This is a genomic window from Chryseobacterium sp. CH21 (genome assembly GCF_004119445.1).
Taxonomy (GTDB): Bacteria; Bacteroidota; Bacteroidia; order Flavobacteriales; family Weeksellaceae; genus Chryseobacterium.
On sequence record NZ_QICI01000058.1, the window covers coordinates 1 to 287 of the forward strand.

Below are 287 nucleotides of genomic sequence, written 5' to 3' on the forward strand. Positions count from 1 at the left end.
TCCTGCAGAGAGGAAATCTTCCGAATACAGGTTAAAGGGCATACCATTGAAAATATTCACAGAGATTGGTTTACCCAGTTTATGGATAATGTATTCCTGGTTGTCTGATGAAAACGGTTGGGGCCTGTATAATGCTGCTGAAGACCGTTGGTTACTGCCTTCCATCTAAAGAATATAAAAAAATAGAATCCTGCAGAGAGGAAATCTTCCGAATACAGGTTAAAGGGCATACCATTGAAAATATTCACAGAGATTGGTTTACCCAGTTTATGGATAATGTATTCCTG

General features: G+C 38.7%; 1 protein-coding gene. It reads right to left on the reverse strand.

Annotated elements, in window-relative coordinates; genetic code table 11:
* Positions 1-56 precede the first annotated feature (56 nt).
* On the reverse strand, positions 57-287 hold a 231-nt coding region (locus BOQ62_RS22500; RefSeq protein WP_164976741.1), incomplete at its 5' end, for a hypothetical protein.